Annotated in this window: 28 protein-coding genes and 1 riboswitch; of the genes, 2 read left to right on the forward strand and 26 right to left on the reverse strand. The window is 29.2% G+C overall.

Going from position 1 to position 26,704, the window contains the following annotated elements; genetic code table 11:
• Window positions 1-8: 8 nt before the first annotated feature.
• The 3 genes from FVE73_RS05765 to FVE73_RS05775 all read right to left on the reverse strand — a co-directional run bounded on the left by FVE73_RS05765 (window position 9) and on the right by FVE73_RS05775 (window position 2,155).
• Complete coding sequence (locus FVE73_RS05765) at window positions 9-758, reverse strand: glycosyltransferase family 2 protein (protein WP_018498798.1); 750 nt, start codon at window positions 756-758, stop codon at window positions 9-11.
• A gap of 24 nt (window positions 759-782) precedes the next feature.
• The gene (locus FVE73_RS05770; protein WP_018498799.1) at window positions 783-1,763 is read right to left on the reverse strand and encodes a Gfo/Idh/MocA family protein; all 981 of its coding nucleotides are present in this window, start codon (window positions 1,761-1,763) and stop codon (window positions 783-785) included.
• A 122-nt stretch (window positions 1,764-1,885) separates the two neighbouring features.
• Window positions 1,886-2,155, reverse strand: coding sequence for a GNAT family N-acetyltransferase (locus FVE73_RS05775; protein WP_018498800.1), 270 nt, complete (start codon window positions 2,153-2,155; stop codon window positions 1,886-1,888).
• 339 nt (window positions 2,156-2,494) lie between these two features.
• On the opposite strand from FVE73_RS05775, the gene FVE73_RS05780 reads away from it, so the two are divergent.
• Window positions 2,495-3,085, forward strand: coding sequence for a histidine phosphatase family protein (locus FVE73_RS05780; RefSeq protein ID WP_018498801.1), 591 nt, complete (start codon window positions 2,495-2,497; stop codon window positions 3,083-3,085).
• A gap of 87 nt (window positions 3,086-3,172) precedes the next feature.
• Here the strand turns inward: FVE73_RS05780 and FVE73_RS05785 are convergent, their stop codons facing one another.
• The 6 genes from FVE73_RS05785 to FVE73_RS05810 form a co-directional block, all read right to left on the reverse strand.
• Window positions 3,173-3,442: a GNAT family N-acetyltransferase gene (locus FVE73_RS05785; RefSeq protein ID WP_018498802.1), complete on the reverse strand. Its 270-nt coding sequence runs from the start codon at window positions 3,440-3,442 to the stop codon at window positions 3,173-3,175.
• Between the two features lie 66 nt (window positions 3,443-3,508).
• A complete protein-coding gene (locus tag FVE73_RS05790) occupies window positions 3,509-4,267 on the reverse strand; it encodes an ABC transporter ATP-binding protein (protein WP_018498803.1) in 759 nt (252 codons plus the stop codon).
• A gap of 151 nt (window positions 4,268-4,418) precedes the next feature.
• Window positions 4,419-5,393 carry an ABC transporter substrate-binding protein gene (locus FVE73_RS05795; protein ID WP_018498804.1) on the reverse strand — a complete coding sequence of 325 codons (975 nt, stop codon included), beginning with the start codon at window positions 5,391-5,393 and terminating at the stop codon, window positions 4,419-4,421.
• Window positions 5,394-5,490: 97 nt separating this feature from the next.
• The gene (locus FVE73_RS05800) at window positions 5,491-6,246 is read right to left on the reverse strand and encodes an ABC transporter permease (protein WP_018498805.1); all 756 of its coding nucleotides are present in this window, start codon (window positions 6,244-6,246) and stop codon (window positions 5,491-5,493) included.
• A complete protein-coding gene (locus FVE73_RS05805) occupies window positions 6,218-6,529 on the reverse strand; it encodes a thiamine-binding protein (RefSeq protein WP_018498806.1) in 312 nt (103 codons plus the stop codon). Before FVE73_RS05805 ends, FVE73_RS05800 begins: the two co-directional genes overlap by 29 nt.
• Window positions 6,530-6,702: 173 nt before the next feature.
• Window positions 6,703-6,793, reverse strand: a riboswitch (TPP riboswitch).
• Between the two features lie 19 nt (window positions 6,794-6,812).
• A complete protein-coding gene (locus FVE73_RS05810) occupies window positions 6,813-7,355 on the reverse strand; it encodes a hypothetical protein (protein WP_018498807.1) in 543 nt (180 codons plus the stop codon).
• Between the two features lie 771 nt (window positions 7,356-8,126).
• Here FVE73_RS05810 and FVE73_RS05815 point away from each other — a divergent pair.
• Window positions 8,127-8,876, forward strand: coding sequence for a class I SAM-dependent methyltransferase (locus tag FVE73_RS05815; RefSeq protein WP_018498809.1), 750 nt, complete (start codon window positions 8,127-8,129; stop codon window positions 8,874-8,876).
• A 349-nt stretch (window positions 8,877-9,225) separates the two neighbouring features.
• Here FVE73_RS05815 and FVE73_RS05820 read toward each other — a convergent pair whose 3' ends face one another.
• The 17 genes from FVE73_RS05820 to FVE73_RS05900 all read right to left on the reverse strand — a co-directional run bounded on the left by FVE73_RS05820 (window position 9,226) and on the right by FVE73_RS05900 (window position 26,642).
• On the reverse strand, window positions 9,226-10,080 hold the full coding sequence (locus tag FVE73_RS05820) for a CPBP family intramembrane glutamic endopeptidase (RefSeq protein ID WP_018498810.1): 855 nt from the start codon (window positions 10,078-10,080) through the stop codon (window positions 9,226-9,228).
• A 538-nt stretch (window positions 10,081-10,618) separates the two neighbouring features.
• Window positions 10,619-10,750, reverse strand: a complete 132-nt coding sequence (locus FVE73_RS11035) for a thioredoxin domain-containing protein (protein ID WP_269473104.1) — start codon at window positions 10,748-10,750, stop codon at window positions 10,619-10,621.
• 178 nt (window positions 10,751-10,928) lie between these two features.
• On the reverse strand, window positions 10,929-11,492 hold the full coding sequence (locus FVE73_RS05830) for a hypothetical protein (protein ID WP_036059701.1): 564 nt from the start codon (window positions 11,490-11,492) through the stop codon (window positions 10,929-10,931).
• 62 nt (window positions 11,493-11,554) lie between these two features.
• Window positions 11,555-12,205: a thiol peroxidase gene (gene tpx, locus FVE73_RS05835; protein ID WP_146997841.1), complete on the reverse strand. Its 651-nt coding sequence runs from the start codon at window positions 12,203-12,205 to the stop codon at window positions 11,555-11,557.
• Between the two features lie 198 nt (window positions 12,206-12,403).
• Window positions 12,404-14,608, reverse strand: coding sequence for an ATP-dependent helicase (locus tag FVE73_RS05840; protein ID WP_018497914.1), 2,205 nt, complete (start codon window positions 14,606-14,608; stop codon window positions 12,404-12,406).
• Window positions 14,609-14,630: 22 nt separating this feature from the next.
• Entirely contained in the window at window positions 14,631-15,710 is a 1,080-nt protein-coding gene (locus FVE73_RS11040) for a thymidine kinase (RefSeq protein WP_018497913.1), read from the reverse strand.
• Window positions 15,711-15,837: 127 nt separating this feature from the next.
• A complete protein-coding gene (locus FVE73_RS05850; RefSeq protein ID WP_018497912.1) occupies window positions 15,838-18,444 on the reverse strand; it encodes an alpha-amylase family glycosyl hydrolase in 2,607 nt (868 codons plus the stop codon).
• Window positions 18,441-19,079: a ComF family protein gene (locus FVE73_RS05855; RefSeq protein WP_232058493.1), complete on the reverse strand. Its 639-nt coding sequence runs from the start codon at window positions 19,077-19,079 to the stop codon at window positions 18,441-18,443. The genes FVE73_RS05850 and FVE73_RS05855 overlap by 4 nt, the downstream gene beginning before the upstream one ends.
• A gap of 37 nt (window positions 19,080-19,116) precedes the next feature.
• A complete protein-coding gene (locus FVE73_RS05860; RefSeq protein ID WP_018497910.1) occupies window positions 19,117-19,308 on the reverse strand; it encodes a zinc ribbon domain-containing protein in 192 nt (63 codons plus the stop codon).
• Window positions 19,309-19,317: 9 nt separating this feature from the next.
• Entirely contained in the window at window positions 19,318-19,665 is a 348-nt protein-coding gene (locus FVE73_RS05865) for a YraN family protein (RefSeq protein WP_018497909.1), read from the reverse strand.
• 207 nt (window positions 19,666-19,872) lie between these two features.
• A complete protein-coding gene (locus tag FVE73_RS05870; RefSeq protein ID WP_018497908.1) occupies window positions 19,873-20,964 on the reverse strand; it encodes an AAA family ATPase in 1,092 nt (363 codons plus the stop codon).
• The gene (locus FVE73_RS05875; protein ID WP_018497907.1) at window positions 20,965-21,804 is read right to left on the reverse strand and encodes a hypothetical protein; all 840 of its coding nucleotides are present in this window, start codon (window positions 21,802-21,804) and stop codon (window positions 20,965-20,967) included. It lies immediately after the preceding gene.
• Window positions 21,805-21,820: 16 nt separating this feature from the next.
• Window positions 21,821-23,623, reverse strand: coding sequence for a hypothetical protein (locus tag FVE73_RS05880; protein WP_018497906.1), 1,803 nt, complete (start codon window positions 23,621-23,623; stop codon window positions 21,821-21,823).
• A 167-nt stretch (window positions 23,624-23,790) separates the two neighbouring features.
• The gene (locus FVE73_RS05885) at window positions 23,791-24,426 is read right to left on the reverse strand and encodes a ribonuclease HII (protein WP_018497905.1); all 636 of its coding nucleotides are present in this window, start codon (window positions 24,424-24,426) and stop codon (window positions 23,791-23,793) included.
• 66 nt (window positions 24,427-24,492) lie between these two features.
• A complete protein-coding gene (locus FVE73_RS05890; RefSeq protein WP_018497903.1) occupies window positions 24,493-25,473 on the reverse strand; it encodes an RluA family pseudouridine synthase in 981 nt (326 codons plus the stop codon).
• A 47-nt stretch (window positions 25,474-25,520) separates the two neighbouring features.
• Window positions 25,521-26,189, reverse strand: coding sequence for a Fic family protein (locus FVE73_RS05895; RefSeq protein WP_018497902.1), 669 nt, complete (start codon window positions 26,187-26,189; stop codon window positions 25,521-25,523).
• Window positions 26,190-26,225: 36 nt separating this feature from the next.
• Complete coding sequence (locus tag FVE73_RS05900; protein WP_018497901.1) at window positions 26,226-26,642, reverse strand: HD domain-containing protein; 417 nt, start codon at window positions 26,640-26,642, stop codon at window positions 26,226-26,228.
• Window positions 26,643-26,704 lie beyond the last annotated feature (62 nt).

The raw sequence follows: 26,704 nt of genomic DNA on the forward strand, positions 1-26,704 counted from the left end.
TTATAAATTTATTTACTTTTCAATACCGCTCTAACTACATAGTGTATAAAATAATAGATTGATTTTAAAAGCGGTAATTTTTCAATTTTTCGGTAAATTTCCCAACGCACTTTCGCTGTTTTAGCTTTATTGCTTGAACGTGAATTATCAAGCACTCGATAATATGCCAAACTTTCCTTTAATCCATAAATTGTTTTCACATCCTTCACAATTTCCAGCCAAAGCACATAATCTTCATTTTTCTCCAGTTCTTTAAAATATCGCTTTCCAATTTTTTCCGCATCATACATAACTGTCAGGCATCCTAAATAGTTATTTTTTAACATATCCGTATAGGAAATTTCAGATTTTATAACAACTTCGTTGATTTTTTCGCCATTTTCCCTGACTCTCATATATTCTGTGCAGCTAATGCTCGCATTTTTTTCCTTCATAAAATTTATCTGCTTTTCCAACTTTTCACTATGCCAATAATCATCAGAATCTAAAAATGCGATATATTTTCCGCTAGCCAATTCAATCAGAAAATTTCTTCCCTTTACTACTCCCACATTTTTTTCAGTATTTACAATTTTTATTCTTTTATCCTTTTTCACAAATTCACTTGCAACTGCAAGACTGTTATCTGTTGAGACATCGTTCATAATAAGCATTTCCCAATTTTCATAAGTTTGTGAAAGTACCGATTCTATTGTTTTTCCAATAAATTTTTCTGCATTATACATTGGAACAATTATTGAAACTTTTTCTTTTTCCATTTTCTCTCCTAATTTTAAAATTCTCTAGTCCTGTGGAAACTTAATTCCCGCTTCAATTCTAGCCTTTGTCTGCACTTCACTTACCAGTAGACTTTTTTCCAGCTGTCTATAACAAAATTCTAAATCCTTTTCATTTACTGCACGAATAAACGCCTTAAATTCAGGAACAACTCTGTCTTTTGAAAATCCATCATCAAAACTTTTCATTGTTCCATCATACATTTTTAATGTAACTTTTCCAACAAGTCCTGGTGCTTCTTCACTTATAATTTTTCCTTTGCTTCCCTGAATTACGCCTATTCTCTCACCTTCACTATCTTTTGCACATACACACATAGCATTAAAGTTTTCATATTCCATCATAAGAACTCCGCTCGTGTCAATATTTCTCTCAAGATTTGCATAATATTTCACATTTTCAGGCTTTCCAAAAAGTCCTAGAACATAATGTAAATTATAAAGTCCTAAATCCATCAATGCTCCACCAGCTTTTTTTAGGTCAAATACAGGTAAAATTTCTCCTCTCTTAAAAGCGTCATATCTGCTGGAATACTGGCTATACTGGCTTTGAACAAGTTTCACATCTCCAATTTCCCCAATCCAGTCTTTTATTTTTTTATAATTTTCAAAATAAAGTGTCGTTATTGCTTCAAATAAAAACAGTTTTTTTGCTTTTGCCAAATCTGACAATTCTTTAGCTTCCTTATAATTAGTTGTCATCGGCTTTTCAATAATAACATTCAGCCCTTTTTCAAGTGCCTTTTTGCAAAATTCAAAATGCAGGAAATTTGGAACAGCAATATAAACAGTATCAATTCCAAATTCACAAAGTTCATCAAAATCATCTGTAAAGTTTGGAATCCCATATTTTGTGCAAATTTCCTCAACTTTGCCAATACTTGCCTTTGTCCCTTGCATCCCCACAATTTCCAGCCCTTCCAGCTTCACAAGGCTAGGCAAAAACTCCTGAACAATCATCCCTGAACCAATAATTCCCAGTTTCATACAAAATCCCTTCTTTCTCCATATTTTATTTGAAATTTATTCTTTTATTCTAATAAATAAATTTATTTTAAAATATTTTTTTCAATTCAAAATCTATATAATTTCTAAAAAAATCCAATAAATTATGCCTTTAAATCATCGTACTTCCCACCTTCAAATTTTTTCACAATATAACTGCAAACTGGCACAATTTTATAATTATTCTCTCTTGCATATTTTACACCTGCCTCAAATAATTTCCCTGCGATTCCTTGTCCTCTTAATTCAGGTGAAACTACAGTTGACTCAAAAAATAATTTTTCTCCTTCTTTTCTGTAAGTTAATTTTGCAAGTTCATCTCCATTTTCTCCAAAGATGAAAAATCCTTCATTTACTATGTGTCTTATTTCCATTTTTCAAACTTCCTTTCAATATTTTATTCTATTATATAGTAAAATCATCCCAAAATCAAATTTAAAAAATTTAAAAATACCTTAATATGTGTATAGATGTCAAACATTTGTTACAAAAATATATTAAAAAAATGTTTCTTTCTTAATACAGTTTTGGTAGGCTTACATTATATCAAAAACCTTTCTTTTTTTTGTATACTCTTGTCACATATGTATTACCTCTCACAACAATTAAATTTTTTCAAACTCCAATGTTTATAAAAAAATGTGGTATAATTAAAAATAAACAGGAGTTAGAATAATAGAATACCTATAAAAATAGAAAGGGCTGATATAATTATGAAAAAAACTTTATATTTAATGCGACATGGACAAACTTTATTTAATTTACGGAAAAAAATTCAAGGAAGCTGTGATTCTCCATTAACTAATGAGGGAATCAGACAGGCTAAAGTGGCTGGAAAATATTTTAAAGACAATGAAATTACTTTTGATGCGGCTTACTCTTCTACTCAGGAAAGAGCTTGTGACACACTTGAAATTGTGACTAATAATAAAATGAGGTATGAAAGATTAAAAGGATTAAAGGAATGGAATTTTGGATTATTCGAAGGAGAAAGTGAGGATTTGAATCCAAAACATCCAAATGAAAGAACTTATGGAGATTTTTTTGTGAATTTTGGTGGGGAAAGTAATAAGGATGTAGAAAAAAGAATGCAGGAAACTTTGACTAGGATTATGGAAAAGGATGGAAATAATACTGTTCTTGCTGTGAGTCATGGTGGCGCCTGCTATAATTTCTTCCTGAAAAATGCTCCAGATATCCCATTTACAGGGCTTCCAAACTGTGCCATTTTCAAATACGAGTATGAAGATGGTAAATTTACATTCATCGAACTTATTAAGCACGATTTTACAAAAGAAATATAACTAAAAAACGCCTTAAAAAATAAACTTTTACATTTTGTGAAAATTTTATTTTAAGGCTTTTTATTATTAGTATTTGTTACTGAATTTTTATGCCTTTAAATCATCATATTCTCCACTTTCAAACTTTTTCACAATGTAACTGCAAATCGGCACAATTTTATATCCATTTTCTCTTGCACATTTTATACCAGCATCGAATAATTTTCCTGCAATCCCTTGCCCTCGCAATTCAAAAGATACGACTGTCGATTCAAAATACAATTTTTCCCCTTCTTTTCTGTAAGTCAATTTTGCAAGTTCATCTCCATTTTCTCCAAATATAAAAAATCCTTCATTTACTACATGTCTTATTTCCATTTTTTCAAACTTCCTTTCAATATTTTATTACATAGTAAAATCATTTCAAAATCAAATTTAAAAAGTTTACAAATATTTCAATATTTCACGTTTATATTGAATAAATTTTTCAGACATTATAACGTCTTCATTATTATAACTCTTGTCCTGACTATTTTTCAATTCAACATTTATTTGTGCAACAATTTTACCTGGACTTCCTGCCAAAATATAAATTCTATCGGAAAGCAGTATCGCCTCATCAATATCATGAGTGATAAACAGAGTTGACATCTTAATTTTGTTCATTATGTTTAAATACCAGCTATGGATTTTATGCTTTGTAATGGCGTCCAATGCACTGAAAGGCTCATCAAGAAGAGCAACTTTGCTGGAAAACAAATATGTTCTAAGCAATGCTGCCCTTTGTTTCATTCCGCCTGACAGTTTACTTGGATACAAATTTTCTGTACCTTCCAATCCAAAATCTTTAAAATACGGCTTTGCAATTTCCCGTGCCTTATTTTTATTTTCACCTCTTATTACAAGTGGAAGCGCTACATTGTCAATAATTCTCTTATGTGGCAATAGTAAATCCTTCTGCAGCATATAACTTACTTTCCCGCATTTTCCAGTTATATCCTCTCCATCCATTTTCACATTTCCACCATCAGGTTCTAAAAGTCCTGCAACAATATTAAATAATGTAGTTTTTCCAGCTCCGCTTACTCCTAAAATACAAACCAGCTCATTTTCATACAAATCAATTGAAACATTTTCTAAAACTTTTTTATTTTTAAAAGAAATAGAAATATCTTTTATTTCCAGCTTTTTGTCTTTCTTCACTTAATATCTCCTTAATATAACATATTTTAGTCATTTGTAAAAATCTAAAAATTCCAATAAACAAAGCATTTTTAAATTTTCAGCTTCATTATTTTTCTCCACTATCTAACAAGGGGGATTGATCCCCTTTCTATTATAAATATTGCATTTTCTATTTCAGATACTCGTTACTATACCCAAAATCCTTGGGTATTTCACGTTTCACAGCCTTATTTTTATAAAGCCATTCATAAAATCCATTCCATCGATTTCCATCAATTATTCCCCATTCCTTGGCATCCGCCTGATATTCTTTAGAAATCCATTTTTGACTAGCCGTTACTAAATTTATATCCAGTTCAGGAGAATTTTTTACCAAGATTTTTGCTGATTCTTCAGGATTTTTTGCCGCATATTCATATCCCTTTTTTATTGCCCTCAAAACTTTTTTCGCAATTTCAGAATTTGCTTTTAAGTAATCGTTATTTGCAATAATTACTGGACTGTAATAATCAAGTTCCTTTCCATAGTCACGTAATTTTAAAAAGTTTGTCTTTAGTCCTGCCTTTTCTGTCGCAATTCCATCCCAGGCATAATAAACCCAGACAGCATCAATATCTGTTTTCAAGCTAGTAACAACGTTTGTTACAGTATAAGGAATTAATTTTACTTTAGAAAAATCTCCGCCGTTATCGGTTACCAATTTCTTCAAAATAGCCTGCTCAATATCATCTTCCCAAGTGGCATATCTTTTACCTTCCAATTTTTTTGGAGAATCTATCCCTTTTTCCTTCAATGAAATAATTCCAGATGTATTATGTTGAAGAATTGCTGCAACAGCCGTTACCGGCACAGGATTTTCCTTTGCAAACGATTTTGCCAGCGTATCCTGAAAACTTATTCCAAATTCTGCCCCGCCAGCTCCGATAAGTGCTGTCGTACTCCCTTCAGGCGGTTGCACAATTTCCACATCCACTCCTTCCTCTTTAAAATATCCCAGGTCTTTTGCCACATAAAGTCCTGTATGATTAGTATTTGGCACCCAATCTAGCACAATTCTTATTTTTTTATTATCTTTAGATTTCCCGCACGAAACAATAAGAATTAAGATTAAACATAAAATTAAGATTTTTGATACTTTTCTCATTTTTTTTACCTCTTTTCAATTTTTATAACTTTTTTATATTTTTTTAAATTATTATAAAATTTACAAATTTAATTAATACTTTTTTTTATTTTTATAGTTATTTTTCCCAAGTCATACACCATCTCTGAATTTTTTTTACAAAATACATAAGCAGCAAACTTATCCCGGAAATCAAAAAAATCACAGCAAACATCTTGTCAAAAGAATATGATTTTCTAACTCTTGTCATATAAACTCCAAGCCCGTCATATCCGCCCAGCCATTCAGCCACAACTGCCCCAATTATCGAATATGAAACTGAAATTCTAAGACCTGCAAAAAAATATCCAAGCGAACTCGGCAGCTTCAAGTGAATAAAATTCTGAAATGATGTCGCCCCCATTGTTTTCAGCAAATTTAACATATCTCTGTCAACCGAGCGAAATCCATCCAGCAGCCCAATCGTAATCGGAAAGAATGAAGTCAGTAAAATAAGCATAATTTTAGGCAATATTCCATATCCCATCCAGAGCACTAAAAGCGGTGCAATAGCAACTGTCGGTATCGTCTGCGTTATAACCAGAACAGGATAAATCATTTTATAGGCATATTCAAACCTATCCATAATAACCGCCACAACAAATCCCAGAATTATTCCCAATCCAAGTCCTAAAAATGCCTCAACAAGAGTAACTTCTGTATGCTTCATAAGCAACGGGAAATCTGAAACAAACGCTTTTACAACTTCAAATGGCGATGGCAGCATAAATTTTGGAATAATATTCACCATTGACAAAATTTGCCAAATCATCAGTAATACAGCAATAATAATACTTGATGCAATTTTATCTGTTATATTTTGAAATTTTTTCATCAATCTTTAAAATATCTCCTTTCGGTTTATAATTTATTTTTACATACGACATTACACCCTCAGCCCCTGCCTTCACAGCCACAACTTGACATTCCTTAACAATTTCCATAAGCTCGTCAAAATCCCCTTCTATCGTCGTCTCAAATGGAGCAACATTTATTTTCAGCCCTTTACTTTTAATAAATTCAATAACTTCATCAACAACCCTTACAACTTCATCACTTCCCACAACATTAGGTAGCACTTGAATTGCAACACTTGCATTGATTTCTTTTTTTTCCATAATTTATCATCCCTTTCTTTAACTTTATATTTTATAATAAATTTTCATTTAATAATTTTTAGTTAAAATTTTTTCAAACAAAAAATCCCCTTATCACAAGGAGATTCTATATTTCTATAAATTTTCTAAAATAATTTAAAGAGATATGCAAAATAACTTTAAAATTATTTCTTAGTTTTATATAAAATACTCCCTCCGACAGTATTACCTGTATCAGGTTATATGGGTTTAATTCTCAGCAAAATTGCTCCCCAGTATTCTTTCATTTTTCATTTTTCTACTGTTATTCTGTTTTCACATCTGCAAGATCTGAATATAATTCTTTTAGAATAATTTTTGTTTTGTCATCAATATTTACTAAATACCATTTATTTTTATCTTCAAATACCAAAGTTTTTTGATTTAATTCTAACTTTTGACCTTGAGCCAAAATTATACTTTTTGCAGGTATAATAGCATAATTTCTTCCAGCACTTGTCTGTCCTGTCTTTACATTTTCCAAATCATATTCATATTTTTCAAATTTCATATTTTGTGTAACATCTTTTAATAGCTGTAATGTCATTTCTTTTGCCTTTTGCGAGGTTGTAGAAAGATGTTTAGCTTCCCATTCCCAAAGTTTTTCAGGTACATTTTCCATACTTGAGCTTGCATCTCCTGCCATCGCATCCTTTGAAATTTTGTCAACTTTTTTAGAAATTTCAGGCTTCATTTTACTCCACCATTCTTGTGCCAATTCATTTTGTGCCTGCTCTACATTCTTACAAATTTTTTCATCTCGCTTTTCTTTACATTTTAAAACTGTTTCTTTATAGCAATTTATCATTTTTTTTCAAATTTTCTATGCTATATTTATTTCCACAAGATGTAAAAATCATTGTTGAAACTGAAATTAGAAGTAATAATTTTATTTTTTTCATTTTTCCTCCAAAAAGTTTATTATTAATAATTATACCCTATTTTTTCATATTTTCAAAATTTATTTTTTCATTAAATTATTTTCCAAAAACTTCAATTGTAGAAAAAATAGTTAATTTTAAATATTCTTAATTTTTTATAAAGATAGATTGTATAATAAAATACAACAAATTTAAAATAAAACAGAAGTAACTGCTTCCTGAAGTGTATTAAAATTATGGGCTATCTCTTTTAATTTCTTCTTAAGGCTAAGCCCATACTTTTTCTATTGGATTTAAATTCAGTAAATATGGCGGAAGGAATAAAGGATATGACTATAAACTGGAAGAGCTTACAGATGAGCTTATAATTAGAAACAAAGGAATGTATGAAGTTATCAAACTGGAAAAAGGAAAGCTTTTTTGAAGGAAAAAATAACAAGATAGAAGCAATAAAAAGGTTGTCTTATAGGATAAAAAAATTCGATAACCTGAAAAAGCTTATTCAGCTTAGAATCTCTTAAGGGTATCGAACTTTTTTCAATCCCGTACTTGACAAATAGCCTAAAAATAATATACAATACAATTAAAATATCTTAAAAATAATAACTACTTTTTTTATATAGTATCGTCTATTTAATCTAAAAAATTCATTATAAATAAATTTAGTTTGTATAATAAAAAAATTGAAAGAGAGTGCTATGATAAGAACTGATAAGGAAAAATTTCTAGAAAAAATTAAAGAAAATATTGATATTCAAAATTTAAAAGGAGATGGAAAAATATTTTCATATGTAAACAGAGACTATCTCGCAGGAGATAATAAAAAATATATGAATATGTATAATAAATTATCATTCTGGTATGATTTTGGTGAAAAATGGATAGGATTGTTCAGATACGGGAATACGATTTCTGAAATGAGAAAAAATCTTATGGAACATCTGGAGTGGAGAAATGGCATTTCTGTTTTATATGTTTCTATCGGTACAGGAAAGGATTTAAATTTTATTCCACAGAATGTTGATTTAAAATCTTTAGATTTTACAGGTATAGACATTTCCTATGGAATGTTAAAAAAATGTCATTCCATCTGGAAAAAAAGAACAAATCTTACATTAGTAAATTGCTGTGCTGAAGATTTACCTTTTAAAGACAATGTTTTTGATATTGTTTTTCATGTGGGAGGAATTAATTTTTTTACTGATAAGGCTCTAGCTATAAAAGAAATGATTCGTGTATCAAAACCTGGATCAAAGATAATGATTGCGGATGAAACTGCAGATTTTATTAAAAATCAATATAAGAAAAGTATTTTTACAAAAGATTACTATAAAAATACAGATTTTGATTTAAGTGAAATCCAGAAATGTATACCTGAAGGTGTAAAAGAAAAGAAGACAGATTTTTTATGGAACAACAGATTTTATTGTATTACATTCAGAAAATAGAGCCAAAATGTATAAAGCAGCACCTTCAATATCAAATTTAAGATAGGAAGGAAGTTTTCCATTTTATCAAATAAAACAGAGGGAAAAATTCAAATAAAATGTATAATATTGAATTGAAACAGTACATTTCATAATGTTTCATAAAAAGTGATATTTACTCTTGCAATTTACCTTAAGATTTATCAATAATATTATACCTTTTTTCATACGTTTGTCATGCTATAATATGCAGGCAGGTCCGCAATCCTTCTCATACACAACAATATCTTTTAAACATCGAAAAAATCTTTTTCATCTCTCTTTCTTTAAAAATAAAGAGTTCCTAAAGACTAGAAACTCTCTATTTAATTTAAAATAATTTATAATTAAATAACAAGTTAGAAATGACAATAACAAGTATTACAAATAAATACAATGCATTATCCTTTACAAATTTAATAATATTTTTTCTATCTCCACTATTTAATTTAAATATTGAAAAAATTTCTTTATATTTTTTTCTTATTAGACCTATAATAAAAATTATAATAAGAACAACTATAAAGATTCCCATAGCTATCATTATATAATCATTATAATATGAATATTTTCCTAAATTTGCGATTATATTTAAAATTATATGTAATTTTATAGAATATTTTAGCGAATACCTATAAGTAATATATGAAAGAATAATTCCTGCTAAAATTACTCTCCCTATAGCATTTATATTAATATGATAAAATCCAAATAGAACCGAATTCATTATTATAGCTACTTTATATCCATGCTTCATTAAGTTATTCATTAATATTCCACGAAATATAATTTCTTCTAATATAGGAGCTATTAAAGAACTTAATATAATATTAGTAATTATATAATAAGTTGTACTTTCATAATTATATATAATTTTGCTCTCATTATTATAACCAATTCGGACATTTATCATTATAAAGTTTACAAATACTATTATACCCAAGTAAAATATAAGATTATTAAACCTTAAATTCTTTCGTTTAAAAAAATATTGATTTTCTTTCATAGTCTTTTTTAAATAAAATATTACTGGAAAAAATGACACCAGATATATTACAGTATCTGTAATACAATATACTTTTGAATTCTCAAAATATACAATATATTTTTCATTTATAATTTTAAATATGATATAAAAAAAACTTGTTAAGCATAAAAATAATGGTATATTTTTAATTTTTTTCATAAATTTATCCTTTTTAAAACCTAAAAGTATTATTCTTAGTTCTTACTTTTATTTATATTTTCAATAACTAGTATATAATATTTAAATTATTTAATTAATGTCTTTTGCAACTATTCCAACTTTTACTTATTTGTTGTGTGGCTTTCCACTTGTGATAGTCTTCTACCCTTGTCTAATTGCTGCCAATTGCAGGATGTTTTCCATCGTTTGGACCAAATAAAAATTGAAGACCTACATATGTCAAACTCTTTTAATCACTACAGCCCATTCTCTTTTACAGTTCTTTTTCTTTTCTCCACCATCAATTGTCATTAGTTCCATTTTATTTAATTCTACAATTTTCATTTTTATCACCTCTAAATTTTTTTAAATTATTAATATACGTATTATCCCCTCCCTTTATTACTATTTTTGTTAAATTGATTTTTATTTAATTTTTTAATAGTTTAAAATTATAATTAAAATAAATTATTCTAAAAACTAGGAATTCTCTATTTAAATTAAAATATCTTATAATTAAACTGATAAATACAGAAACTTACTTTTTCATCAAATTATTTTCCAAGAATTTCAATGCTTTCTCAACATCAGCTTCTTTTCCTTCTTCCGGCACATATTCAATATACTTTACAACATTATTTTCATCAACAATCATGAGTGCTCTTGTCAAAAGACCTTTTTCCTTTATAAAAAATCCATTTTGAATACCAAATTGATGATATTTAAAGTCAGAAACTGCTTTTAATCCATTAATTTCATTGGCTGTACAGAATCTTTCCTGAGCAATCTGTACAGGTTATATGGGTTTAATTCTCAGCAAAACTGCTCCCCAGTATTTTTCATTATTTCTATTTTATTTTAGCTAAATCTGGATACACATCCTTTAAGAAAATCATATACTCTTTTTCATAATTGATAATGTACCATTTATTTCCATCCTCAAATGCCATTGTTTTTCCTTCGCCGTTTATTTTTTGTCCATTATAAATTATTGTAACTTTGGTTGGTATAATTGCATAATTTCTTCCTGTTTCAGTTTTCCCTACTTTAACATTTTCAAAATCATAGGTATTTTCAATTATTTTCATATTATCTGTTAGTTTACTCATCGTTTTTATAGTTATATTTTTAAGTTCATTTACAGACATAGATCCCTTCTTAGCCAAGTATGTTAAAAATTTTTCCGGCATTTCATCAAAACTTGCTTTATAATTTCCTGCGACCAAATCTTTTGAGATTTTATTTAGCCGTATCTTAATCTCAGGTTTTACTCTTTCCCAAGCTTCCTTTGCTGTTTCTCCTTTTTTACTATTTTGAACAGTTGTATTCAAGTTTTGATTTCTATTTTTATTTGCAGGAGCAGTAAATGTAACAGCTGAAACAACTAACAATAATAAAATAATTTTTTTCATTTTTACCTCCAGAAGATTCATTTTTATTAATTATACCTCATATTTTTACATTTTCAAAATTTTTACTTTTTTATCAGATTATTTTCCAAGAATTTCAATGCTTTCTCAACATCAGCTTCTTTTCCTTCTTCCGGCACATATTCAATATACTTTACAACATTATTTTCATCAACAATCATGAGTGCTCTTGTCAAAAGACCTTTTTCCTTTATAAAAAATCCATTTTGAATACCAAATTGATGATATTTAAAGTCAGAAACTGCTTTTAATCCATTAATTTCATTGGCAGTACAAAATCTTTCCTGTGCAAACGGAGTATCAACAGTTACAGAGTAAAATTTCACATTTGTATGAGTTTTAGCAGCTTCATTTAACTGTTTTGTTTGTAGCGAACAGACTCTGGTGTCAAGTGACGGTGCTGTGTAAATTACCTTTATATTTTTATCTTCAAAAATATTTTTTTCTTCCAGTTTTGTATTCACTACTAGAGGTACTTCTTTTATTTTATCGCCAACTTTTAATTCTTTTCCAACTATTGTTATTGGAACTTTTCCCATTGTAATTTTTAAATTATTATCAGCTTTTAAAGTATCCAAATATTGTGTATATTCTGCATTCTGTCCTGCCTTTCCCGTTTCATTATCCACCTTTGATTTATTCTCACAAGCAATTAAGATTGCGGCTATCGCTCCTAATAATATTACCTTTTTCATTTTTTCTCCCTCTTCAAATAATTTTAGTTTTTTTGTAAAAATCTATAAAATCCAATTAATACAACTTTCGATTTTATTATTATTTATATACCTATTTGTATATTCAATTATAACCTTTTCATCTTTGAAAGTATAATAAAAATACAGTAAAAATTCTTTGGATCAAACAAAAACCTTTACTGTATAAAAATCATATTTTTATTTTTCCAAAATTTTATCTGCCAGCACCAATGCTATCTTCTTTTCTCCAACCATAAATTCCACAATCATACTTTTCATATCCACTTTTTTTATTTTTCCACGTCCAAATTTCTTATGTTTAACTACATCTCCAACTTTATATTTAGAATTCATATTTGGAACAGCAGCTTGAGAACTATTTAATTTTTTACCAAATGTTCCAATTTTATTTTTAGAAAACGGATTAAAATTTTCTACTTTAGGTGTAAAGCTTCTTGGATTTTGTAATTTATTTCCGTATTCTCCACTCACATATTCCAGATTTTCCTGCTTCATTTCATAGATAAATCTTGACGGACGACGTGCGTTATCATCTTTTCCCCAGATTTTTCTAGAAGATGAATATGAAATAAATAATTCCTTTTTTGCACGGGTTATCGCCACATAGCAAAGTCTTCGCTCTTCTTCCAGTTCTTCTTCTGGTGCATCAAAGGAAATTGATGGAAACAGTCCGTCCTCCATTCCAGCTAAAAAGACATAGTCAAATTCCAATCCTTTTGAACTGTGAATTGTCATAAGTTTTACATAATTTTCATCTTCTTCCATTTCATCAGTTGCCGAACTTAGTGAAATCATATCAAGATATTCATTTAACGACATATTTGGGTTCTGCTTTTCAATTTCAGCAATACTGTTTAACAATTCCTCAATATTTCTAACCCTATCTTCCTTGTTGTCTTCAATTGAATCAATATAATGAGTTTTAATCAATATTTCATCAAATATTTCTTTAATTGACATCTCATCAAGATTTGAATAAATACTTTGCATCATATTGTAAAATTCTTGTAATGCTAATTTTGTAGCAGTTCTTACTGGAATTGAATCAATATAGTGAAGTGCCTCCAGCATAGAAATATTTTTTTCATTTGCCACTTCCTGTATTTTTTCCAGTGTCTTTTCTCCAACAGAACGTTTTGGAACATTAATTATACGATAAAAATTATGATTATCATTTTTATTATTTAAAAGACTCAAGTATGCTAAAATATCCTTTATTTCCTTACGTTGAAAGAATTGCATCCCGCCATAAATTTTATACGGAATATTTGCAGCCAGGAGTTTTTCTTCCAGCACTCTCGAATGTGCATTTGTTCTATACAAAATCGTCATATCCTTGTATTCAGCACCATCTTTTTTCTTTTTTTTCATTTCTGTTATAATAAAATTTGCTTCATCAAAAACAGTCGCTGCATTATAAATCTTAATTTTTTCACCATCTGAACCATCCGTCCAAAGCGTTTTCCCTTTTGAACTTTTGTTATTTTTAATAAGTTCATTAGCCGTATCCAGTATTTTCTTAGTAGAACGATAATTTCTTTCAAGTTTTACCGTAAATGCTTCCTTGTAATCCCTCTCAAAATTCAGTATATTATTAATATTTGCCCCACGAAATGCATAAATACTCTGATCTTCATCTCCCACAACACAAATATTTCTATACTTCGCCGCAATTAAATTTATCATTTCATACTGAATATCATTAGTATCCTGATATTCATCCACCACAATATATCTATATCTTTCCTGTATTTTTTCCAGCACAAAAGCATCATCTAGCAATTTTCTCGCATTTAAAAGCAAATCTGAAAAATCCATCGCATTATTTGCCTTCAAAACTTCATTATATTTCTGATAAATTTCGCCAAAAAGCCTATTTGCAGGAATTCTCATATCAATTTCCCGCTCCAGCTCCTTAATCCCTATACCCTGCTCCTTCAATTTACTAATCTTATTTGCAAGTTTTCCTGGCTGAATGCCATCACTATCCTTAATTCCCATTTCTTTTTTTATTTTTGTAATAATTGATTTTTGATCGTCCACATCATAAATATTAAAATTCCGTCCATACCCAATTCTCTCAGAATAAGTTTTAAGCAATCTCACCGAAAACGAGTGAAATGTAGAAACAACAAGATTATTCGCCTCATGCTCAATAAGAGCCACAGCCCTCTCCTTCATCTCCCTTGCCGCCTTATTCGTAAAAGTAAGTGCCAGAATATTAAGTGGCGAAATTCCTATCTCTTTTACCATGTGTGCAATTCTATAAGTAACTGTCCGTGTTTTTCCGCTTCCCGCTCCAGCCAGTATCAATACAGGTCCTTCTATTTTTTCTGCAGCTTTTCTCTGCTCTTCGTTTAATTCATCTAAAATACTGCTCATATCTCTCCTTTTTCATTATTTTCTACAATTCTCTATATTTAACTTCCGTTATTTTCGATATTTTCTCAATAACACCATTTTCTTCCTTTTCTTCCCCAGCATGACTATTCCCATTCTTATAGACAATTTCCTTTAAATTTAAGTCTGATTTTTTTAATAAGTCAACTGTCAATAAAATCTGATTAAGCACACCTTTTTTATTTTTTGAAACAATAATTACTTCTGAATTTTTTCTAAATTCACACATAAAGTCCAGAATACTGTAGCTTCCTTCCAGCTTTAACAAAAGTCCGCCAGTAATTCTGACAAAAATATAGTCATTTTCAATTAATGCTGTGTTTATTTTTTTACGCAATTTTATTAAATTGCTTTTTTCATTTTCATCCATTTGCCCTTTTATAACAATAGTTTCTATTTTTTTATTATCAACTAATTGTTCTTCGTACATTTTTTCGACAAATTTCTTACCAACATTAATTTCAGTTCCAACTATAAAATATATTTTCCCTTTTTTATCGCTTCTATATCTTACAATATGATGCCTTCGACATCTTGCCTCATAATTTTCATTTGCACCAACCATAACTAGCGGATCGTCATAATATGCAGGCTCTCCATTGATAAGACGCTGACTCGCATAAGCAGGCTTTCCGCAAACCATGCAAATTGCATGAAGCTTATCCACCTGATCGGCAATGCTCATCAGTTCTGGCACAGGCTCATAAGGCTCTGCCCTGAAGCTCATATCAAGACCTGCAACGATCACTCTTTTTCCATATTCCACATACTTCTTACAAAAATCAACAACCTTTTTCCCAAAAAACTGTACTTCATCAATACCAATCACTTCTGCATCAACATTTTTTTCCATAATTTCTTCCATCTGGGAAACATCGCTCACAGGATAGGCCCTAAAACTGTTATTTTCATGTGAAAATACTCCATTTTCCCCATATCTATTGTCAATCGCATGTTTAAATGCAACTATTTTCTGTTTTGCATACTCTGCACGTCTAAGCCGTCTTATAAGCTCCTCGCTTTTCCCTGAATACATGCTTCCAGTAACGACTTCCAATGTTCCAATTTTAGAATTTTGTATCATTTTATCGTTCCTTTTCTATTTTTTTAATTATTCAATATTTAAATAAACTTAAATTGCCTTCGCTTTAGTATAACTTATGTTTTAAAAAGGGGCTATTGCCCCTTGTATATCTTTAATTTAGATTTTTTTATTTTTTATTTTTATTTTCTCTAAATGAATCAAACATATTTTTTGCATTACTGTATAAAACCTTGACTTCATAAGGCTTTACATTAATTTGAATTTTTTTGTCTGAAATCGCATAATTTTCCTTTAAATTTAATTGATTTCTATAAAACCCAAATAATTTTGGTACTTGTAAAGATAACGGATATTCATCTGATCCATTATTTACAACCATTATCATTGACTCATTCCCATCTGATATTTCATAGGAAATGAAGTCTGTATTTGGTCTTGCAGGATTTATATCACGACCTTGATACAGTTTTGCCCGTCTTTTCTGATCATCTAAATAAGCTGTGATTTCCGAGTCTATACGCCCTTTTGTTTTGGGATCGCTATAAACTTCAAGAATTCTTAATTTTCCATTTTTAAACAAATTTTTATGTTCCTTACGTATTTTTAATAATGCTCTGTAATGATTTTCAATATCAGGATTACTTTTTACAGGATAGGAAATCCACTTTTGAACTTCATTCACTTCCACAACGCTTGGCAAACTTCTAAGCCTGTCTTTATATTTAATAATATTGTCAGTTTCATTGTCATAAGGTTCATAATCCTCCCATAACATGGGCTTTCTATTTCTAGGTGAATCTGCTCCCCACATTCCCTTTTCATCTCCATAATAGATAATTGGTGTGGCAGGCAGCATCATTTGCATTGCAACTACTCTTTTCAATTTATTTACAGCAGTTCCATCGTAAAGATCTGGGCGGATATTTAAATATCCTTGATCCGACTGGTTATTTCTATCATAAACTCTATTGGGATTTATCATTCCGCTAAAAATTCTGTCTGTATCAAGCGATCCGATAAACACTTGTGTCATATTAAAGCGATTGCTTGAATATCTGTTATAAATTTCATTTAATTTTGTTGCAAATTCAACTCCGCCAATACGGAAATTTGGATTAGTATTCACAGTATATTTTATAATATTGTTAATAATATTATAATCTGCTCCACTATCATAAATTCCATCTTCAATATCTTTTGTAATGCTATTTGAAACTTCCCCTGTAATCAGCAAGTCTGGCTTATACTTTTTCAAATTTTCTGTAATATTTGCAATATATTCCTTATTTGCATTATCATAGTAAACATATCTTATCCCATCAATCCCATCATCATAAATTTCCTTCTTAAATGTCCCATCAGGCCCTAAAATCCATTTTTTCATCGCATTTTCAATATAATTTCTAACTTCAGGATTTTTTAAGTCAAGCACAGTATCCTTCAAATACCAGTTTGAAAATTCCTTATTATTTATCGCAAAAAATCTGTTCGATGTAGTGTCAGCAGCCACTTCCAGAACCACTTTCAGACCTTTCTGATGGGCCTTTTTCACAAGGCTAGCCAGTTTTAAGTCAGAATCTGTCCACACCCACGTTTTGGGATCTAGCAAGTCTTCATCAAGCAAGTTTTTATCAGTTTCAGGATTAAAAATAAGCAAATTCAATTCCATATCCCCATTGTTATTATGAACTTTTGATTTTATGTCAAGCCCTTTAGATGTTCCAGTCTGCTCTATATATCCAAAATACGGATCAACGTGATTAAAGTAAATTGTGTCATATTTATGGTTTGAAAGTGAATAAAATGGTGATGATAAAATTATATATTCTATACCAAGATCTTTAATATAATCAAGCTTTTCAATTATTCCTTCTAAGTCTCCACCATAATAACGTGTGTAATTTTGAACATCATTTAACGTATTTTCTTCCCACTCGTTTTTTTCCTCATAATTACTATTCCACTCATTTAGCGAGAACTGCGGCTTCTCATTTCCGCCCCAATATGCCAAAACTAAATCTTTTTTTGATCTTCCTGAACGAATTTCTCCAGTAGGCTCTGCAAAGTCATCTGTCCCAAACTCATTAAAAATCGCATCATTATCCACATCCCCATTTCTAAATGAATCAATGTAAATCTGGTATCCTACAGAACCTCTAGCCCATTCTGGAATTGTCGTTAATTTTTTTGAACGTGAAAACTCAAATCTTTCTATGTCCTTTAGATTTTTTGAAATATTTCTTCCCATATAATATTTTGTCTTGTCATCTGTCAGCACAAAATAATAACTTGACACACTGCTTGGGATTTCAGCCATAAAAATTTCATTTCCACCATAGTTTCCAATTCCACGCATCAATTTTTTACCGCCATCATAAACAATTTCTGCAGAATAGATATCGTTATTTTTAGTTTTTAACATTATCTTAACATTATTTCCGTTAAGAACTCTAAATTCAGTATCCTCTTTGTGAACTAATGAATCTAGATCAATAATTCCATCATTTCTTTGACTGTATTTCAATTCATTTTTTTTTGAAACATCTGCGTTTTCATCTGTTACATCAGCTTTATCATTAACTTTTTTATTTTTTTCAAAATTTTCACTATTTTTTTTATTATTTCTTTTCGACGCACTAATCAAGTAATTCTCTTGAATATTCACAGTATCATTTATATTTTTGTGAAAATTCTCATTCTGTACAGAAGTTGAAAATGAAATAACTGAACTTACTAAAAACAGCAAAAGTTTCATCTTTAATTTAAAACTCATATTTCTCCTCTATTCATCTTAATTTCCCTAGCCGCAGCCAGACAAAAAACTATTATTTTTATATTTTTTTTATTCACATCACCTTCAAATTGCTCTAAAATACTACTTTTAATTTCCCTAAGTGTAGCCCCAGTTGTTATAATATCATCAAGTATCAGAATGTTTTTATTTTTAAAGTCAATATTTCCAGAAATTTTAAAAGCTCCCTTTATATTTTTATTTCTATCTTCCTCATTTAGAATTCCAGCCATTTTTTTCGTATTTTTAATCCGTTCAAGCTGAACATAATTAACCTTTAAAAAATTCAAAATTTCATCAACTTGATTATATCCTCTCTCATTTTTTCTTTTCCTGCTGACAGGCACACTCACAACAACATCTATTTTTTCCCTTTTTAAAACATAATAAAACTCCTCTTTTACCAATTCAGCAATCAATTTTGCCATAACCTTCCTATGATTATACTTATAGGAATAAATCAATCTCTTAAATTCCCTGTTATAATCCCAGACATAGTAAATATTATTTAATTTTCGCAATTTTTTTAAGCTGTTCAAAATATTTCTCGTATCCTTTGACACAATATCACACTCAACCAGTTCCTCCCCAGAAATTATATCCCGATTCCTAAACAAAATTCCTTTAAAATTAAATATTATTTTCCCAAAAACTTTAGACTGGATCTTCAACCTTCTGAATTATCTTGGTTGAGTACATTTCCGTATATCCACAGTTTTTACATATTTTCAAATAAAACGTATCAATAGCTATCTTTGCTCCAACGGCCCTTTTGGTAGGAATAGCCACCTTTTTTATTTCAAATATATCCATTCCACATTTACAGCATTTTTCATCATTTCTCATATAACCACCTCAAAACGCATTTTTTAACCACTCAATATTTCCAGAATCCTTACTTACTCCAATAATATCATACCTCACATTCCTGTCCCAATTTTTTTTCAAAAGATAAACCTGCGAACTGGCAAAAATCCTATTCTGCTTTTCCTCCGTTACCATCTCAATCGCCGATCCAAAAAAGTCATTTCTTCGATACTTAACTTCCACAAACACAAGCGTCTGGCTACTCTTCTCAAAAAAAATCAGATCAATCTCCCCAAACCTAGTATAAAAATTACTCTCAACAAACACAAGCCCCTGCAAAATCAGATAGTCCTTTGCTATATTCTCATACTTAAACCCAACTTCCCTTTTATTCATTCTAACTCACTTTTCCCCCTTTTTTGATATTATACCACAAATATCTATATTTATTCTTTTAATATAATACCAATTTTTTACTTTTTTTTCAAGACTGGAAATTCAATTAGTTTTTTGATTCTCTTAACCTAAATAATTTTAATGTTATCCTAAAATAAAATGTGTATCTTAATTTTTTAATACACATTTTTGAATTTATATTTATTTTTAAAGTTTAAAATCTAAATCAGTTATTAATAACAGATCTTCTTTCGTAATATTCTTAATACTCACTATTCTTCTAGCATGATTCATTACTAAATCATCATAAATATTTCTTACCATCCTGCCATTTGAAAAATTTTCTTTTTTATTCTGCAATTCTGTTTCAAAAAAATCATTCAATTTTACTTTCGCTTTTTCTGTCAAATCATAATCATTATTTTTACACATTGATATTAATATTTCCAAAAGTTCTTTAGTATTATAGTCTTCGAATTCTATAAATGTGTTAAAACGGGACTTTAGTCCAGGATTTGAAGAAAAAAAGTTTTTCATTGGCTCAGAATACCCAGCAACAATTACTACCAAATCATTTCTATAATCCTCTAATGCTTTAGTCAATTCGGTTATGCATTCTCTTCCATAGGAATCACTTTGTTCATTTTCAGTTATACTGTAGGCTTCATCAATAAATAACACTCCACCTTTAGCTTTTTCTATAACATTTTTTACCTTTAATGCTGTTTGACCTTGATACCCTGCTATTAAATCTGTCCTTGACACTTCAATAAAATGCCCTCTTGACAATAAACCTAATTGCTTATAGATTCTACCTATAATTCTAGCAACAGTTGTTTTTCCAGTGCCAGGATTTCCTGTAAAAGATAAATGCAATGTGCTTTTAACAGCATTTAATCCTTCTTTTTCTCTCATCTTTTGAACTTTTTGATAAATTATCAAATCATTCACTTTAGATTTAACATTCTTCAATCCAATCAAATTATTCAATTCTTCTAATAAATCCGTTAAGCTTCTAGCATCTTCTACTACTTCATCTAAATTACAAATCCTTTTTATTTCTAAATAACCATAATATTCAACTAAACTTTTTTTCAAAAAATTTGCTATTTCTTTTATATCTTTGGAAAATTCTTTTGAATCTACTATTTCAGCAATTTTTTTTAATAATAAAACTGTAGATTCTCTACTATTTTCTTCAACAATAGACATTCCATATTTTGTAATTTTACCGTTAGAATTAGTAACCGCATCTAGTTTAGAAGCATAATTCAAAAAATTTTCTTTATATTTACTCATCTATTTACTTCCCATAAAAAATAATGAAAATAATAATATTGTAATAATTCCAAAAGATATATTTGATATTAAAACCGTTCTTTTTAATTTTTTTAGTTTCAATTCTGTATCTTCATCTATTATATAATTTTCTGATTTATCTTTAGATATTTTTGTAGAATTTAACTCATCTACATTTCTCTGAATATATATTTTTACTTCTTTAATATCTTCAGAAATTGTGAGTACTTTACTTTCTAACTTTTTCAAATCATTCCACATATTATCAATATCTTTAAGATGTCTATATGAATCTATCTTAGCTTTAAATAGACTTAAACCTTCAACTACTTTTTTTATAATCTCCATATTTCTACCAATATCTTGTTGGGCAACTTGAAGTTTTTCTTGAATAAATTTTATATTTTTCTGAGCAATCTGAATTTTACCATTTACTTCTTTAATATCTTCTATTCTTTTTTCAGCTTCTATTAACCCTTTATTTGCTTTATTTATTGCTTCGTTTGATTTCATCATAGATTGTGTTATATTTTTTATATACTCATTATCTAAAGCATTAAAAGTATTATAAATTACTCCAAATTCTTTAATTATTTTATTTTTAACATCATTAATGCCTATTAAATGATTCTGAATTTGAGAACTTAATTTATTCAACTCTTCTCCTGTAACAACATGATTACCTCCGTGAATAAAGTTCCACCACTCTTCTGACTCAACTTTTGAAAGTTTAATATCTTTCACATTTTGTTCTGAAAATACTTTTAAATTATTTTTATACTCATCAAATTTTTCTGCTATTATTCTACTATTTGTTTCAAGCATTTCATATTTACCCATTTTTTTTGCTCCATTTCTAATCTATTAAACTATTTAACAAAGAATTAATTTCATCAAAATTTTTTTCTATTTTTTCTTGATTCTTTATTTCTTCTTCACTACTAATTATAATATTTTCTGCAATATATTTTTCAAGATTTTTTTCAGCGTTTTTCTTATACTCTTCTAACTCTTCTTTATAAACTTTATTCTTTTCTTCTGTCTCTCTTTCTATTTCTGCATTATATTTTGAAAGTTTTTCATGTCTATTTATAATATTCGAAGCAACTTGTCCTTTTTGATAAATTAATTTTTCTCCATTTAATTTCTGAATTTTGTATTGTGTTATTAAAACTTGATTTCCTTTATCTATTTGTTTTGAAAGAACTTCATTTTTCATTTGTTTTTCTATTATTTTTTGAATAAAGTGAATTGCTATCGCTCCTATGATTCCAGATACAACTGCTCCCATAAATATTCCTATTATATTTGCCAAACTACCAAGCAATGGTATTTCAACCAATAATATTGGTATTGAGGATAGTCCTTTTTCTATTACTTCACTTAATACTATAGCACCTGCTCCTGTTAATCCTGCTATTACAATTTTACCAGTTTCTAAAATTAAACGTCCTATTGGTTTATTTTTGTTTTCAGGACTTTTAATATAATCAATAGCATTTTTAATAGCTTGCCAGCCTTGTTTTAATAACATCCACACTTGCTTTAAAGTACGAAAAACAGGTCCAACAATAGCCGTAGCTATTGTAGTAAATAAAACATTTCCAGCATTTATTACGTGTGTTTTCATTTTTCCTATAAAAGAATAAATTGCTTCTTTCAAACTATCCCAAAGCATCTCAAACTTTCCTTTCGTTGTTTTAAACCATTTAACTAATTTGGTTATTATTTCTCTTATTAAATCAACCAATAATCCCATAACAACGGCTCTAAGTGCTGTACCACCAATACGAAACGCTTCTTCTTTTTGCGTTTGGATCCCTTCTTTTCTTAACCTTTCTTCTCCTTCTCTCTCCTTTTTTTCAATAAATTTTTCAGCTTTCTCATCCGCTTCTTTCCAATGCTTTGTTTTATCTCTATTATCTATTTCATCAGGTAATTTATTACTTTTCCTCTTATTTCTTTCTGAAGTTGTATATCCTTGTAGATTTTGAGGATTATTTATTATATCTGTTAACTCTTCATTGTTATTCGCCATTTGAAGTGATGAATTTTCATACAGCTCTGCTGAAGGTCTAACATGCTCTCTTTCAGCAGCTTTAGGATTATTTTTACCATTTTCTAATTTAGTATTAGTAGGAATTTGTCTACCGTTATATATATCTACAACTGTATTAATACCTTTCTTTTTTAAATCTCCCGCTCTTTTTAGACCCTTATCCTCATCATCCATTCCTGGATTCACATATTTTTTTCTAAAATCTTTATGAGACATATTTTTATATCTATCATAATTCTGTTCTAATTTCTTTTTACTTATATAATTATGTTTAGCTATTTTTCCTTTTTCAAAATTTTCAGGAGTTTGGATGTGTGCTTCACTTCTTAAATCTAATTTTAAATCACCATTTTCCTTTACGAAGTCTTCTCCTGCTACAATTGCAATTTGATTATTAACCTGTTCCCAAATCACATCCTCTACAACTTTACCCAAATTATCAGGATCTCCTATTTGTTTCTGATTTTCTTTTAAAATTTCAAGTTCTGATAGTTCTAATTTTAACTGACTTTGTAATTTTTCCTCTAATTCATCAAAATCAAAAGAATCCTCAAAGTTTTCTTCACTATTTAGTGCAAATGCAAATTCTTTACTGTCCATTGTTTTCTCCCTTTTTAATCATAATTCAATAAAAAATATTTTTTTTCATTTATACGCTTTATTATTTTATCATATTATTCTATAAAATCAAGTATTTGTTATAATTATCTTTGCAATTTCTTTAAAATACTATTTTTTATAAAGGGATTATAATATTTTATATATTTTTAATTTTTTACTCCCAATATCTTCTTCAAAAACGTCTTCCTATGATACTTACAAGCCCCTTTTTCAAGTAAAATCTCCCTATGTTTCTTAGTTCCATACCCCTTATGTTTCTCAAATTCGTACTCAGGAAATTCTTTTGCTATTTCACAAAGCATTCTGTCCCTTGTAACCTTTGCCACAATCGAAGCTGTCGCAATTGCAAGAGATTTACCATCTCCTTTCACAATGCACTCCTGCTTTCCTTCATACTCTCGAATCAAATGATTACCATCAACTAAAACTATGTCAAATGCTGATTTTTCAGCCACTTGATTAATCGCTCGACGCATTGCTAGAAATGTTGCATTCAAAATATTCATCTCATCAATTTCCTTTTCTGACGCAATCCCAATTCCCACAATACAATTTTTTTCTATTGCCTCAAACAATCTCTCCCTTTTCTTTTCAGCCAATTTCTTTGAATCATTAATTTCCTGCAATTCTGGAAAATCCTGATTTACAATAACTGCCCCAGCCACGACTGGCCCAGCCAAAGGCCCTCTCCCAGCCTCATCAACCCCAACAACAATTTTATTATATTTTTTATCAAATTCTAGTAGTTCATTTTTTTTATTTCCTAATTTTTTTTCATCCATAAGTTTTTTCCCCTATTTTTTATAATTTTATTTAGCAAGTTTATAAATGCCTTTAAAATATCCAAATTAATAATTTTCAAGCTCCAGCCCACATTTTTTCAGCGCCTTTTTAAAATCTTCCGGCAATTCTGCAATAAATTCCATATTCTCTTCTGTAATTGGATGTTGAAATTCCAGTTTATAGGCATGAAGCATTTGCCGTTTTTCACTGTCTGGCCTTCCGTAAACACTATCGCCTAAAATTGGGTATCCCAGATGTTTCATGTGAACTCTGATTTGATGAGTTCTTCCAGTTTCAATATGAATTTTAACAAGTGTAAACTTTTCCGCCTGTGAAATTACTTCATAATTGGTAATTGCAGTTTTTCCTGAATTTAAATCATTTATTACAGCCATTTTCTTTCTGTCGTTTTTATCACGTCCGATTTGTGTTACAATTCTCCCGCTTTTTTGATTCAATTTTCCCTTCAAAATTGCAAGATAAGTTTTTTTCACAGCTTTATCGTGAAACATTTGCGACAATTTTAGATGTGCCTTGTCATTTTTGGCAATTATCAAAAGTCCGCTCGTATACTTATCCAGCCTGTGCACAATTCCTGGACGTATTTCCCCATTTATTCCCGACAAATCTTTAATATGATACAAGATTGCATTTACAAGCGTTCCCGAATAATGCCCATTTGCAGGATGAACAACAATTCCAGCCCTTTTATTAATAACTGCCAAATCATTGTCCTCATAAATTATTTCAATATCAATATTTTCAGGCTTAATCTCAACTGTTTCCAACTCTGGAATTACAACTTTTACCACATCATTTTCTTCAATTTTATAAGCTGGCTTTGTCTTTTTCCCATTTACTAAAATATTTTCATCTTTTATAAGCTGCTGAATCCGTGTCCGTGTCAATTCCATCCTTTCTGACAAAAATTTATCAATCCTGCTTCCAGCCTCTTCATTCAAAACAAAAATATTTTTCTCATTTTCACTATCTATTTCACCTTCAAATTCATTTTCAATTTCATATTTTTCTTTCTTTTCATTCATAATTATCTATTTTTCTTTCTTTATATAATTTTTTATTTCCCAAAATTTTATTCCCTTTTAAAATTTATCCCGTCAATACAATGATTATAAATTAATTCCCTAATTTCATCCATATTATTAGTTTCATAAAACTTCACAAGCAATTCCAAAAATTTCTCCTGATATTTTATAGGAACTGAAATAATCCCTGCACCATTTTGAATCATCACCTGATTTGCCGCCATCATGCTTGTCCTTTTATTTCCATCATAAAAAAGCTGGCTTCTCATTAAATATAGCATTAAATTTATTGCTTTTTCTGTTGCAGAATTTCCACTTTCTAAAATCTTGTTCAAACTATCATTCACTTTTTCTTTATCAGGAATTTCAGGCTTCCAATCTGTTCCACCCATACTGACATCAGAAAATCTCAATTGTCCTGGGAAAGGATTTACATTTGCCTCTCCAATAAGTTGATTTATTTTACAGATATAATTTAAATCAACTGGATATTCAATATTTTCCAAAATAAATTCCCACGAATGTTTCAAATTAACAATGGCATTTATATCCTTAACTTTCATATTTTGAATTCCCAGCCCTTGAAAAATCGTTTCAGTCTGAGGATAAGTCACAGCTATTCCTTCCAAATTTGCTGATTTCCAAATAGAATCTACTATATTCCTTTTTGCAACAAAAATATTTTCCTCTAATGTCATTTTATACTTGTCTTCCATAAATTCACTCTTTTCTAAAAATTTTTCATCAATTTTTTAACTCTCATCATCACATTTTTGAAAAATACCCATTTCCTCTGAATACTCCCTATTATGATGGTTTTTAGCCAAAATCGCTACTTCCTCATCTACTTTTTCCAACTTTTCAAAACTTCTTTGTGCATGATTTTGCAATTCTGTCTTAAATCCCAACTTATGCAGAATTCTCGTTACAATTGACACATTTCCCTTCCCGCAGTCGTGCAGAAGTGCTAATTTCAAATATTTATCATCATTTCTCAATTCCGTTTTTCTCAATTTTTTATAAACTTCAAGCGAATGAAACTTATCATAATCTGACATTTCTAAAAATATTTTTTTCTCATTTTCTGTAAGCCTTTTCAAAGCCTCATTCATATAAGCCCTATTAATCTTTGGCTTAAAATACTCTATCGCTTTCCTAATAATATACATTTTTCCAACCTCTTTCATATATTTTTATTTATACTTAATTTTTTCTTAAACCCGTTCAATAG

The organism is Leptotrichia wadei (assembly GCF_007990545.2).
GTDB classification, from domain to species: domain Bacteria; phylum Fusobacteriota; class Fusobacteriia; order Fusobacteriales; family Leptotrichiaceae; genus Leptotrichia; species Leptotrichia wadei.